Origin of the sequence: Nonomuraea gerenzanensis (assembly GCF_020215645.1) — a bacterium.
GTDB classification, from domain to species: Bacteria; Actinomycetota; Actinomycetes; order Streptosporangiales; family Streptosporangiaceae; genus Nonomuraea; species Nonomuraea gerenzanensis.
In genome coordinates this window covers 1952554-1965122 of the sequence record NZ_CP084058.1, presented here as the reverse complement: position 1 = coordinate 1965122, position 12569 = coordinate 1952554, and the positions used below count along the sequence as shown (strand labels likewise).

Genomic DNA, 12569 nt, shown 5'->3' with positions numbered 1-12569 from the left:
CCCGGCGCTAGAGCCTGCGTAGTCCACTGAGCACCCTTTCGAGCATGTTGAGGTCTGGCTGTCCCTGGCTGAGGCGTGGCTGGTGCAGGCGGACGAGCCCCTCATCGGACATGTCCGCCACGAGCACCCTCGCCACGCCCAGCGGGACGCGGAGCAGGGCCGAGATCTCGGCGACCGACCGGAACGACCTGCACAGCTGCATGATGGCCTCCTGCTCGGGGGTGAGCATGGCCATCTCGTCGTCCGGGATCGACATCGACGAGATCAACGTCTCCATCGCGAGGTGATAGCGCGGCTCCGACCTGCCGCCTGTCACCGCGTAAGGACGGAACAGGGGCTCTTCGTCCCCGGCCCCGTCAGCGCCGTACACGGCCCTCTCCCATCAGTTCCATCACATCACCGGGTCCTGGCGGCCTGCAGCTCCGCGCGCAGAGCCGGCGTGAGCGCCTGCCCAGCTCTGTCTACCAGCAACGTCATCTGATACGCCACCAGCCCCATGTCACAATCAGGACCCGCCAAGACCGTCAGCACCGAGCCGTCGCTGATCGCCATGACGAGCAGCAGGCCGCGCTGCATCTCGACGACGGTCTGCGTCACCGCACCGCCCTCGAACACCCTGGACGCACCCACGGTCAGGCTCAGCAGGCCGGCGGAGACCGCGGCGAGCTGGTCGGCCCGGTCCGGAGGGAAGCCCTCCGAAGCGGCCAGGCAGAGCCCGTCCGCCGACACCACGACGGCGTGCGCGACCCCGGGCGTGTTCCGCACGAAGTCGGTGATCAGCCAGTCGAACCTGTGCGCCTCATGGCTAAGGGTTGTCACGCATCCTCCCCGGCGGGACGCTTACTCACTTCGTTCCTCCTGTCCACGTACTTCCTGGCGGCCCCGGCGGACACCCTGCTGGTAGCTGGCCATCCTGCTGCGCATCCGGTCCGCTGAGACCGGGGGCATCGGCGCCTGCCGCTGCGGCTGCTGGGCCGGCGCGGGCTTGCTCGCCGTGCCGGGCACCAGGTTGGCCTTCGGGGTCCGCTTGGGGAGCCCGGCGGCAGTGATGCCGCCGAGGCTGGGCTCGCTGGCTCTGGCCGCCGCCTGCCATCCGGCATCCGCGGCCGTTCGCCACGCTTCCTCCCCAGAGGGTACGGCTTGCGCGGAGCTGGGCTCGCCACCGGGCTCGCCCGCTCCCGCCGGCTGGGGCGCGGCCTCGCCCTGTGGCCTGCGGAACCAGGCCGACTCCACCGAGGCGAAGATCGGCAGGAACTCCTCCTGCTCCTGCTCCAGCGGCGAGACCTCCACGGACGGCGCCGGATCCGGCTGCCGCACGTCGTTCGTCGGGAACGACGGGGGCGGCGTCTGGAACGACGGGGGCGGCGTCTGGAACGCGCCATTACCAGACGGATGAGCAGGCGCGCTGGGGAACGAGGGGTAGGACCCGGTGTCGTGCGAGGGCGGCTGCCTGCGGTAGGAGCCGCCGTCGGTGTCGGCGGTGAAGCCGCTGATGCCCGCCCTGCCGGGGTCTGAGTTGAACGACCCCGCGCCCGGCCTGGGCAGGCCCGGCGTGCTGTCGTACGTCCTCGGCCCCTGCCTGCCGGGCAGGCTGTTGTAGGCCCCGCTGTCGAACGCGCCGGTGCCCTGGGCGGGCGTCCCGGTGTCGAACGCGCCGGGACGCCGGCCGGGCGCCCCGCTGTTGAACGGGCCGGTGCCCTGGGCGGGCGTCCCGCTGTCGAAGGGACCGGAAGGCGGTCCCGCATGCCGCGGCCTGCCGTTCTGGTACGGCGGCGCCTGCGTGCCCGGCCCCGCCTCGAAGGAGTCGAAGCTGGCGAACGACCGGAAGGAGCCGTTCTGCGCGGGCGGCGTGAGCGGCGGCGCGGGCTGGCTGGGCACGGTCCCGCCACCGAACGCCGGGCGCTGCGGCAGCGGCTGCTGCGTCCCGTCGGCGATCAGCGCGGGCGGCAGCAGCACCATGGCGATCAGGCCCGCGCCCTCGCCCTTGCGCAGCTGCACCCGGATGCCGTGGCGCAGCGCCAGGCGGCCGACCACGAACAGGCCCATGCGCCGGGAGACCGACACGTCGACCACGGGCGGCTCGGCCAGCCGGCGGTTGGCCTCGGCCAGCTCCTCCTCGGTCATGCTGATGCCGGTGTCGCTCACCGACAGCAGCGCGCCGCCGCCCTCGATGAGGCTGCTGGTGACCGTGACCTGCGAGTTGTTCGGGGAGAACTGGATGGCGTTCTCGACCAGCTCGGCGACCAGGTGGACCAGGTCGTTGGCGCAGCTGCCGAGCACGGACGTGGCCCGGTGCACCTTGACCTGGACGCGCTCGTAGCCCTCGACCTCCGACAGGGCGGCGCGCACGACGTCCACCAGCTTGGCCGGCTGGCTGCGCCGGCGGGTGGCCTCGTGGCCGGCCAGGACCAGGAGGTTCTCGGAGTTGCGGCGCATGCGGGTGGCCAGGTGGTCGAGCTTGAACAGGTCGGCCAGCCGGCCGCCGTCCTGCTCGCCCTTCTCCAGGCCGTCGATCAGCGAGATCTGCCGCTCGACCAGCGTCTGCGTGCGGCGCGAGAGGTTGACGAACATCGAGCTGATGTTGCTGCGCAGCTCGGCCTCCTCGCCCGCCAGGCGGACGGCCTGCCGGTGCACCTGGTCGAAGGCCCTGGCCACCTCACCGATCTCGTCGTTGCCCTCGACCTCGATCGGCGCCACGTCGCGCACGGTCGTGTCGCCGCTGACGCGCAGCTGGCGCACCACGTCGGGCAGCCGGAAGCCGGCGACCTCCAGCGCCTCGGTACGCAGCCGGCGCAGCGGGCCGACCATGGAGCGGGCGATGGCCACGGTGAGCAGCAGGACGATGATCAGCAGCGCCACGATGAGCGAGCCGGCGATGATCGCGCTGCGCGTCTCGGTGGAGCGCAGCTCCTGGCTGCGCAGGCTGACGCGGGAGGCCAGGTCCTTCTCGATGTTGTGCAGCACGTCGATGGCGGCTGTGTTCTGGTTGAACCAGTCCAGGCGCTCGGCCCTGGCGGAGATGAGGTTCTCGGTGATGCGCGCGCCCGGCTCACGGCTGCTGACCAGCGCGATCGCGCGGGCCTTGGTGAGCTGGACGTTGACGTACTCCTGCTTGGAGGTCAGCGCCTTGGACAGCCGCAGGCCCACCTCGACGCCGGCCTCGGCGCCCACGGAGGCGATCTCGCTCTGCTGGACGGCGTTGGACGCGATGAACTGCTCGACGTCCTTGGCGTCCGTCCTGTTCGGGTTGTAGGAGTTCTGGATGAGCTGGACGCGCTGGCGGGACATCTCCTCCTTGGCCGAGGCCAGCGCGCTGAGGGCGCGGAACTGGCCGACGATCTGGGAGTCGTCCGACATCAGGGCCAGCTCGTCGTGCAGGTCGAGCAGGGTGTCGGTGAGGAAGTCGTACCGGATGGTCTCGGTCTGACCCTCGGTCCTGATCTTCGACAGGCGGCTCAGGTCGTACTTCGCCTGGCCGGCGGCCCTGACCACGCGCGGGCCGTAGGAGTCGTCCATGGTGGCGAGGTCGGCCCGCACGGTCTTGACCAGGGAGTCGACGGCGGCCTTGCGCTGCGTGTAGTCCGCGGCGAGCTCCTTGCGCATCGCGCGGTTGGCGCCGATCCAGCCTCCGGTGTCACGCTCCAGGCCGATGGCCTGCACGAGGTCGCGGATGTGACCGGCCTGCTCCGCCGCGGTGGCGGTGCGGTCGTAGACGTCGATGCTCTGCACCGACTCCACCACTCGTGTTCCCCCGAGCACGACGGCGGCGATGGTGGGCACCAGGATGAGGGCGGTCAGCCGCCATCTCACGCGCCAGTTCCGCAGGCCGAGCCGCGACAGCGACCGCTTGCCGCGGTCCTGCCGCACGGCTGGGCCGCCTAGTGGGCCACCGCCCGAATTCCCCGTAGTCACCGCTCCCGCTACCCCTCAATCGTCCCGCCCGCAACGGGTCATAAGCCGTCCACAAGGTATCCGCAGCATCTGACTTATCAGGCATATCGGACACAATCGTTACAAACGTGACCGGTAGTTGTGTGTTGTTGGTTATCGCAGTGCGGCAAGGACGTGATCGCGGACTTGCGCCCTCTGCGCGTCGTCGCTGAGGGGGCGACCCGCGCGGTCCACAACATAGAAGACGTCCACCGCCTCCGCGCCGAGAGTCTCCACTCGGGCGGCTCTCACGTCAAGACCACACTCACCGAACGCCCGTCCGATGCGCCACAGAAGTCCCGGCCTGTCATGGGCCCTGACTTCCACCACGGTGGCGGTCGCGGAGGCGTCGTCCACCAAGGTCACCCTGGGTGGAGCCACGGGTACACGAGGTGGCCTGATGGAGCGGGTACGGCGGGCCAGACGTTGTTCGATGTCAAGACGTCCAGCAAGGACCAGACGCAGATCGGACTCCAGCGTCGCGGGGTCCGGCGGGGACCCGTACTCGGGGATGACCGAGAACTCGATCACCGCCGTGGAGCCCGCGGAGGCGGAGGAGGCGGAGCGCACCACGAGCCGGTGCGCGGACAGCACGCCGGCCGCGCTCCACAGCAGGCCCACCCGGTCGGGGGCGACGACCGTGACCGCTCCCCCGTTGACGCGCACGGCCCCGCCGCCGTGGCGGGCCAGCGCGGCCTGCTCGGCCGAGAGCGTGGGCGGCTTGGGCGGCGGCGAGCCCGCCAGCACGGACCTGACCCGGCGCACCAGGTCGGCGACCAGGCCGGCCTTCCAGCTGTTCCAGGCCGCCGGACCGGTCGCGTTGCCGTCGGCGACCGCCAGCGCGGCCAGCAGGTCGAGCACCTCCCGCGAGCCGACGGTCGCGGCGACCTTCTCGATCGTGACGGGGTCGTCGAGGTCCCTGCGCGTGGCGGTCTCGGGGAGCAGCAGATGGTGGCGTACGACGGTGGCCAGCGTCTCGACGTCCTGCGGCGGCAGGCCGATGCGCGTGGCGATGTCGCGTACGACGACCTCGCCTGTCGCCGAGTGGTCGCCGGGCCAGCCCTTGCCCACGTCGTGCAGCAGAGCTCCGATGAGCAGGAGGTCGGGACGGGAGACCTCGCGGGTGTGGCTGGCGGCGTTCGCGGCGGCCTCGATCAGGTGACGGTCGACCGTGAACCGGTGGATGGGGTTGCGTTGCGGGCGGTGCCGTACGCGCTCCCAGTCAGGGAGCAGTTTGACAAGGATGCCCGCCTGGTCGAGCTCCTCCCACACGGGCACGGCGGCGCGCCCCGCGCCGAGGATCGACACCAGCGCGTCGCGCGCCTCCTCCGGCCACGGCACCGGCATCGGCGGCGACTGAGCTGCGAGGACGGAGACCGTCGCGGGCGCGAGCGGCAGCCCGGAGTCGGCCGCCGCGGCGGCGGCGCGCAGCACCAGGACGGGGTCCTTGCGCGGGTTGACGCCCCGGGCCAGCACCACCTCGCCGCCGTGCTCGACCACGCCGTCGGCCAGCGGGCGGCGGCCCCGCGGGGCGGGCCCTGACAGGAGCCTGTCAACGGTGCGCCAGGTGGCGTCGAAGGCGTGGGAGATGGTCCGGCCGGCCTCGGCCAGCCTGCGCATCAGCGCCTCGGCGTCCAGGAGGCCGAGCAGCCCGGCCACCGCGTCCTGCTCCTGCAGGACCAGCCGGTCGGTGCCGCGGGCGGTGACGATGTGCAGCGCGTGCCGCACGTCGAGGATGAACTCGTACGCCTCCCGCGCCCGCGGGCCCGGCGCCGAGGCGACCCAGGCGGCAGCCACCGCCTGCATGGCCTGAACGTCGCGGAGCCCGCCGCGGCCGTCCTTGAGATCGGGCTCCAGCAGGAACGCCAGCTCACCGCTGTTCTGGGCCCGCTTGTCGGCCGCCTCACGCAGCTCGCCGAGCCTGCGCCGGGAGTCGGCGCGCCATTCGGCCAGCACCGCCTCCCTGGCCTTCCTGGTCAGGTCGGGGTCGCCGGCCACGTGCCTGGCCTGGATGAGGCCGAGCACGGCCTTGAGGTCCTGCCGGGCGACGGAGACCGCCTCTTCCACCGTGCGTACGGAATGGTCGAGGTTGGCCGCCGAGTCCCAGATCGGATACCAGATCCGGTCGGCGATCCTGGCCACGTCCGCCCGGCCGTTGTGCAGCAGCACCAGGTCGAGGTCGCTGCCGGGCGCCAGCTCCCCCCTGCCGAGGCTCCCGACGGCGACCAGTGAGACGTGGTCGCCGTCGCTCGCCGTGCGGAAGAGATCCTTGAGCCAGCGATCGGTGTCCGTGGTCCGCTCCTTGCGGGCCGCGGCGTACGAACGGGCCTCTCCCCTCACTGTCGTGCCCCCTTGCCGAGCTCCGCCAGGACCCCGTTGTCCTGGCTTCGCCACGGATCCGTGTGAAGAGCCCTGTCGTGCTCTGCCGGGACGCCGTTGTCCGAGCTTCGCCGCATCACAGGGCTTCCGGACCCCGTTCTCCCGTACGCACCCGGATGACGGTGTCGACCGGCACCGACCAGACCTTGCCGTCACCGATCTTGCCGGTGTGCGCCGCCTTGACGATGACGTCGATCACGTCCTCGGCGTCATCCTCGTCGGCGAGGACCTCCAGCCGGACCTTCGGCACCAGGTCCACCTGGTACTCGGCGCCGCGGTAGACCTCGGTGTGGCCGCGCTGGCGGCCGTAGCCGCTCGCCTCGCTGACCGTCATGCCCTTGATGCCGAACTGCTCGAGTGCGGCCTTCACGTCATCGAGCTTGAAGGGCTTGATGATCGCCGTGATGAGCCTCATGCGTCCACCTTCTTGGGAGCGGGTGCGGTGGGACCGTTGGCGGTGTGACCGGAGGCGTAGACCGTGCCGAGGTCGTAGCCGGTCTCGGCGTGCGTCGAGACGTCGACGCCGGTGACCTCGGCCTCCTGCGGGATGCGGAAGCCCATGGTCTTGTCGATGATCTTACCGATGATCCAGGACATCACGAAGGAGTAGCCGCCGACGGCGACCGGGCCGAGCACCTGGAGGCCGAGCTGGCTGATCTGCCCGCCCTCGATCAGGATGCCCTTGTTCTGGCCGGGCAGGAACGGGTAGGCCGCGACGAAGCCCAGCGCGACCGCGCCGATGACACCGCCGACCAGGTGCACGCCGACCACGTCGAGGGAGTCGTCGAAGCCCAGCTTGTACTTCAGGCCCACGGCGTAGGCGCAGCCCACACCGGCGAGCAGGCCGATGACCACGGCCGCCCACGGGTCCACGAAACCACAGGCCGGCGTGATGGCGACCAGACCGGCCACCGCGCCGGAGGCGACGCCGAGCGTGGTCGCGTGACCGTCGCGCAGCTTCTCCACCACGAGCCAGGCACCGGCGGCGACGGCCGTGGCGACCTGGGTGTTCATGAACGCCAGACCCGCGGTCTGGTCGGGGGCCAGCTCGGAGCCGGCGTTGAAGCCGAACCAGCCGAACCACAGCAGACCGGTGCCGAGCAGCACCAGGGTCAGGTTGTGCGGCCGCATGGGCTCCTTGCGCCAGCCCGTGCGCTTGCCCAGGACGAGCGCGAGCGCGAGGGCCGCGGCACCGGCGTTGATGTGCACGACCGTACCGCCGGCGAAGTCCTCGATGCCGAGCTGCGTCAGCCAGCCGCCGCCCCAGACCCAGTGGGCGACGGGGAAGTAGACCACCGTGGCCCAGACGAGGGAGAACAGCACCCACGCGCCGAACTTGGCCCGGTCGGCGATGGCGCCGCTGATCAGCGCGACGGTGATGATGGCGAAGGTGAGCTGGAAGGCGGAGAACACCATCAGCGGGAAGTTGTCGGCGGCGGCGGCCTCGGCCGTCACGTTTCCGCCTTCGACGATCAAGCCTTCGTAGACGGCGTTGAAGACCCCGCTCAGACCGACGTAGTCGAGTCCTCCGATGATCTGGTTGACACCGCCGCCTTCACCGGCCGTGTCGAAGGCGAGGGAGTACCCGTACAGGACCCAGGCGACCGTCACGACGATGATGGCGACGAACGACATCATCATCATGTTGAGAACGCTCTTGGCCCGGGTCATGCCCCCGTAGAAGAACGCGAGGCCTGGAGTCATCAGCAGCACCAGGGCGGTGCATACCAGCATCCAGGCGGTAGTGCCGCTGTCGATCATCGAAGCGACCCTCCTTCTTACATGTGACGTGTGGCCACAGCGTGTTCGCCTGGGGTTTCGTGGCTCGACCAGGCGTGTTTCACATTCGTGAATCTCGCCGCACTGGTGTTTCACGTTCGTTTCGGGCTTCTCACAGGGCCGTTTTCGGCTTCGCCAAACCGGACATGCGATACTTAGGGTTGCCTTACTTAAGCGATCAAGGAATGCTCATGCGTCTCCGCCTGGCCATCGCCGCCATGCTCCCGGTGTTAGCGCTTACCGCGTGCGGCACCTCGACCACCGCCCAGGAAGCCGGTCCCACGAGGACCGTCAAGCACGCCATGGGCGAGACCAAGGTGCCCATGACCCCCAAGCGCGTCGTCGTGCTCGACACGGACAAGCTCGACACCATGGTCTCCCTCGGCCTCTCCCCCGTGGGCGCCGCGCAGGCGCAGGAGAACCAGACCTGGCCGGAGTACCTGGGCTCGGCCCTGGCGGACACCAAGCCGGTCGGCACGCTCCAGCAGCTCAACCTCGAGGCCATCATGGCCCTCAAGCCCGACCTGATCCTGGGCTCCAAGTTCCGGCAGGCGGCGTTCTACGACAAGCTCGCCAAGATCGCCCCGACCGTGTTCACCGAGAAGGTGGGCATCACCTGGAAGGAGAACTTCCTGCTCGACGCCGAGGCGCTGGGCAAGAAGGACCAGGCCCAGCAGCTCCTGTCGGCGTACGAGACGCGGGCCGAGGAGGTGGGCGCCAAGTTCTCGAAGCTGCAGGTGGGCATCGTGCGTTTCATGCCGACCGAAATCCGCCTGTACGGCCCCGAGTCGTTCAGCGGCATCGTCCTGGGCGACGCGGGCATCCCGCGGCCGGAGGCGCAGCAGCTCGCCGATCAGGAGGACAAGCGCTTCGGCAAGATCAGCCAGGAGAACATCGCGAAGGGCGACGCCGACGCGATCTTCTACACGGCCTACGGCGAGGCGGCGGCCAAGTCGCAGGCCGAGGTGACGGCGGGGCCGCTGTGGAAGAACCTCAAGGCGGTCAAGGCGGAGCACGCCTTCAACGTGGACGACGAGATCTGGATGACCGGGATCGGCGTCACGGCGGCAGGCAAGATCCTCGACGACCTGGACAAGCACCTGACGCCGCTCGCCTGAGGCTGCTCAGGCGAGCCGCACCAGGTCGCCCTTCCTGACGACCCCGGGCCGCAGGACCCGCGCGTACACCCCCGCGCAGGCCTGCGGCTCCAGGTCGAAGACCGGGACCCGGTTGTGCCGGGACACCGTCCGCAACGCCTCGGTGTCGCGCTCCAGCGCCCCGTGCGCCAGCGTCGGGATCGCGCAGCGCGGGCTGGCCACGATGACGTGCAGCACCACGTCCTCGCCGAGGTGCAGCTCCCGCCCCACCCAGTCGTTCTCCACGAAGCCGGCCGCCTCGGTCGCGATCACCACGTTCGGCCGGTAACGCACCGCCTCGACGTGCCCGCGCGGGCTCAGCTCGCCGATCCGCTCGACGGTGGACGTCGTGATCAGATGGATCGGCGCGAAGTCGAAGAACGTGCCCGCGGGCGAGCCCCTGCCGATCGTGGTGATGGTGTGCGGCACCTCGGCCTCGATGCCCTCGGCCAGCACCTGCTCCGGCACCGACCGCTCCAGCTCGGCGCCCTCCGGCGGCACGTCGATCAGCCGGACCTCGCGCCCGAGCAGCTCCGACAGCTCCGCGTCGCCCGGCACCCGCGAGCCCTCGACGGTCAGCAGCCCGCGCCAGAGCCGGGGGTTCTTGGCGCTGGCGATCTTGCCGGTGGCGACGTCGAGCACGGCCCGCACCCGATCCCCGTCGAGCCCGCGCTCAGTGACGCGGCTCTCGGCGACCTCTTCCCCCAGCATGGATTTGACCGGATAACGACGCAACGTCTCGACCAGCATGCCGCCGATCCTATGCCGGAGCCGGGAAACGATCTCACGTCTGCGCCCAGAACCGCCGCAGGTGAGGCACCAGCTCGGCGGCCCGCTCCTCGGGGAAGAACAGCCGCCCGCCCTCGATCTCCACGATCTCCCTGACGCCCGGGATCGTTTCGCGCAGCCAGCGCGCCCAGCTCAGGTCGAAGAACGGGTCGGCCGTGCCCCACACCAGCAGCGTCGGCACGGTCAGCACGGTGAGCCGCGGCTCGATGGCGACCAGGTCCTCGGCGTCGATGGCGGCCAGCAGCCGCTCGAACGCCCGCCCGCCGCCCGGCTTGCTCAGGATCGGCCTGAGGTAGGCCTCCACCACCGCCTTCGGGTCGTCGATGCGCTCGTACCCCTCGCCGAAGGCCGTCTGCACCAGCAGCTCGGGCTGGTCGAGCAGCAGCGCGGCCAGCCCGGCCAGCTCGCCCTTGGCGGCCAGCTCGACGGTGGGCCTGAACGCCTCCGGCGGGGTGTTGGTGTGCACGTCGCAGTTGGTGAGGGTGAGCGTACGCAGGCGCTCGCGGTGCCGCACGGCGAAGATCTGGCACACCGCGCCACCGGTGTCGTTGCCGACGAGGTCGATCCCGGTGAGGCCGAGGTGCTCGCACAGCTCCTCCACGGCCTCGGCCAGCGCCGGGATCGACAGGTCGGCGCGCGGCTCGCTGCCGCCGTGCAGCGGGAGATCGATGGCCACGCAGCGGCGCTCGCCGCGCAGCTCGCCGATGACGTCGCGCCACAGGTGGGAGCCGGTGCCGACGCCGTGCACGAACAGGGCCACCCGCCCCTGCCCCTCGTCCACGTAGGTGATGCCGTCCATGGTTGATCCGCCTTTTCACAGACCGACTGTCGGTCTATGAAATTACCGACCGATAGTCGGTTTGTCTACAGTGGAGTCCATGAACCTCAAGGCGGAACGCGGCGCGGCCACCCGCGACAGGGTCCTGACCATCGCCACGCGGCTGTTCGCCGAACGCGGATACGACGACACCTCGATCGAGACGGTGCTGCAGGAGTCGGGGCTGAGCAGGGGGGCGCTCTACCACCACTACGCCGGCAAGGACGCCCTGTTCGAGGCCGTGCTGGAAGGCACGGAGGCCGCCGTGGGCGCCAAGATCGTGGAGGCGGTCCGCGGCGCGGGCAGCCCGGAGGCGGCCCTGCGCATCGGCATCCGCACCTGGATCCGGCTCGCCGGCGACCCGGTCGTGCAGCGCATCGTGCTCATCGACGCGCCGGCGGTGCTGGGCTGGGAGCGGTGGCGGGCGCTGGAGGAGCGCTACTCGTTCGGCATGCTGAAGTCGGCGCTGGCGGCCACGAAGGCGGTGCGGGAGGAGTTCCTCGACCTGCACGCGCACATGCTGCTGGCGGCGATCAACGAGAGCGCGCTGCTGGTGGCCAGGGGCGGCGATCACGCCACGGCGGAGGCGGCCGTCGAGGAGTTCCTGCGCCGCCTCCTACGCACCGACTGACGCGAGCACCATGCGCTGGAACGAACGACGGGCCGCCGCCGACGCGCCACCTCCCCAGGTGCGTCGGCGACAGCCCGTCGGAAAAGCTCAGGCAGCCGCGGTGGCCATCTTGCGCAGCCGCGCCAGCGCGTCACGCTCGATCCGGCGGGCCCGGTCACGGCCGATGCCGTAGCGCTCGCCCACCTCCGTCAGCGTGTGCTCGCGCCCGTCCACCAAACCGTACCGCCACCGCAGCATCTCGCTGGTGACGCCTTCGAGCCCGGTGAGCCACTGGTCGAGCCGCTCCCGCTCCAGGATGTCGATCGCCTGCTGCTCGGGATCGGCCCACGTCTCATCGGCGATCATGTCGCCGAGCTCCGTCTCGTCCTCGTCGCCCACCCCGAGCTGGAGCGAGACCGGGTCGGACGCCCAGCGCCGCAGCTCCCGCACCCGCTCGATCGGCAGGTCGAGGATCTCGGCGAGATCGTCGTCGGTGGGCTCGGCGTCGAACTCCGCCAGCAGGTCGCGCCGCACCCGCATCAGCCGGGTCATCTGCTCCCCGGCGTGCGTCGGCAGGCGCACCGGCCGGGCCTGCTCGTGGATGGCCCGCCCCACCGACTGCCTGATCCACCACGTCGCGTAGGTGGAGAACTTGTATCCCCGGCGGTAGTCGAACTTCTCCACCGCGCGCACCAGGCCCAGGTTCCCTTCCTGGACCAGGTCGATCAGCGGCATCCCGCGCCCTGAGTACTTCCTGGCCACCGCCACCACGAGGCGCAGGTTGGCCTGGATGAACTCCTCCTTCGCCCGCTGGCCCGAGATGGCCAGGCGCTCCAGCTCCTCGTCGGCCGCGTCCCCGATCCGCGGCTCCGAGCCTCCGCTGTCGAGCAGCTGCTCCGCGAAGAGACCCGCCTCGATCCGCTTGGCGAGCTCCACCTCCTCCTCCGCCGTGAGCAGCGGGACCCGGCCGATCTCGGCCAGGTATGTCCCCAGCAGATCGCGATCAGCGACGTGCTGCTCCTGCGTGCGACTCCCCGTAGGCCTTGCCATCCCCAGGCACCTCGTTCCGCAGCTGCGTTCTATACCCGGCCAACGTCCGGCCAGAAGCAAAGATTCCCTCAACAACTAC

General features: G+C 70.6%; 11 protein-coding genes. 2 read left to right on the top strand and 9 right to left on the bottom strand.

Annotated features, from left to right (window positions below; all coding sequences use genetic code 11):
- Positions 1-7: 7 nt before the first annotated feature.
- The 6 genes from LCN96_RS09570 to LCN96_RS09545 form a co-directional block, all read right to left on the bottom strand.
- Positions 8-370, bottom strand: a complete 363-nt coding sequence (locus LCN96_RS09570; RefSeq protein WP_225272235.1) for a DUF742 domain-containing protein — start codon at positions 368-370, stop codon at positions 8-10.
- 26 nt (positions 371-396) lie between these two features.
- A complete protein-coding gene (locus tag LCN96_RS09565) occupies positions 397-819 on the bottom strand; it encodes a roadblock/LC7 domain-containing protein (RefSeq protein WP_043616017.1) in 423 nt (140 codons plus the stop codon).
- 21 nt (positions 820-840) lie between these two features.
- On the bottom strand, positions 841-3867 hold the full coding sequence (locus tag LCN96_RS09560; protein WP_225272234.1) for a sensor histidine kinase: 3027 nt from the start codon (positions 3865-3867) through the stop codon (positions 841-843).
- A gap of 177 nt (positions 3868-4044) precedes the next feature.
- Positions 4045-6270: a [protein-PII] uridylyltransferase gene (locus LCN96_RS09555; RefSeq protein ID WP_225272233.1), complete on the bottom strand. Its 2226-nt coding sequence runs from the start codon at positions 6268-6270 to the stop codon at positions 4045-4047.
- 115 nt (positions 6271-6385) lie between these two features.
- Positions 6386-6724 carry a P-II family nitrogen regulator gene (locus tag LCN96_RS09550; protein ID WP_080042393.1) on the bottom strand — a complete coding sequence of 113 codons (339 nt, stop codon included), beginning with the start codon at positions 6722-6724 and terminating at the stop codon, positions 6386-6388.
- Positions 6721-8070 carry an ammonium transporter gene (locus LCN96_RS09545; protein ID WP_225272232.1) on the bottom strand — a complete coding sequence of 450 codons (1350 nt, stop codon included), beginning with the start codon at positions 8068-8070 and terminating at the stop codon, positions 6721-6723. Before LCN96_RS09545 ends, LCN96_RS09550 begins: the two co-directional genes overlap by 4 nt.
- A gap of 209 nt (positions 8071-8279) precedes the next feature.
- Here LCN96_RS09545 and LCN96_RS09540 point away from each other — a divergent pair, with 209 nt between their 5' ends.
- Positions 8280-9206 (top strand): ABC transporter substrate-binding protein, encoded by a 927-nt coding sequence (locus LCN96_RS09540; protein ID WP_225272231.1) that lies wholly within the window; start codon positions 8280-8282, stop codon positions 9204-9206.
- A 6-nt stretch (positions 9207-9212) separates the two neighbouring features.
- Here the strand turns inward: LCN96_RS09540 and LCN96_RS09535 are convergent, their stop codons facing one another.
- Positions 9213-9974, bottom strand: coding sequence for an MOSC domain-containing protein (locus LCN96_RS09535; RefSeq protein ID WP_225272230.1), 762 nt, complete (start codon positions 9972-9974; stop codon positions 9213-9215).
- Positions 9975-10008: 34 nt separating this feature from the next.
- Positions 10009-10812: an alpha/beta fold hydrolase gene (locus LCN96_RS09530; protein ID WP_225272229.1), complete on the bottom strand. Its 804-nt coding sequence runs from the start codon at positions 10810-10812 to the stop codon at positions 10009-10011.
- A gap of 79 nt (positions 10813-10891) precedes the next feature.
- Here LCN96_RS09530 and LCN96_RS09525 point away from each other — a divergent pair, with 79 nt between their 5' ends.
- Positions 10892-11461, top strand: coding sequence for a TetR/AcrR family transcriptional regulator (locus tag LCN96_RS09525; protein ID WP_225272228.1), 570 nt, complete (start codon positions 10892-10894; stop codon positions 11459-11461).
- Positions 11462-11548: 87 nt separating this feature from the next.
- Here the strand turns inward: LCN96_RS09525 and LCN96_RS09520 are convergent, their stop codons facing one another.
- On the bottom strand, positions 11549-12490 hold the full coding sequence (locus LCN96_RS09520; RefSeq protein WP_225272227.1) for a sigma-70 family RNA polymerase sigma factor: 942 nt from the start codon (positions 12488-12490) through the stop codon (positions 11549-11551).
- Positions 12491-12569 lie beyond the last annotated feature (79 nt).